Here is a 267-nt window from a genome sequence, read left to right as displayed (position 1 = left end):
CGCGGCGTCATCGACAAGATCGTGCTCGCGATCGCGCCGACACCCGGCGACCGCATCGTCGAGATCGGTCCCGGCCAGGGTGCGATGACTTTCCCGCTGCTCGACCGGCACGGCGCGCTGACGGCGATCGAATTCGACCGCGACCTACTCGCGCCGCTGACCGCCCAGGCCGCTGCCCACGGCGCGCTGACGCTGGTGCATGCGAACGTGCTCGACGTCGACCTGACCGCACTCGCCGACGGCACGCCGATCCGGCTCGTCGGGAAC

1 protein-coding gene is annotated in these 267 nt (G+C 71.2%); it reads left to right on the top strand.

Translation table 11 applies throughout. The features are described 5' to 3' along the window. The coding region (locus SB719_RS20470) for an rRNA adenine N-6-methyltransferase family protein (protein WP_412159788.1) at positions 1 to 267 on the top strand (267 nt) is incomplete at both ends.

Source organism: Pantoea sp. SIMBA_079 (genome assembly GCF_046940275.1).
Classification (GTDB): Bacteria; Pseudomonadota; Gammaproteobacteria; order Enterobacterales; family Enterobacteriaceae; genus Pantoea; species Pantoea borealis.
Note: the sequence above shows the minus strand (reverse complement) of the source record. Positions and strands in the feature narration are given on the sequence as shown.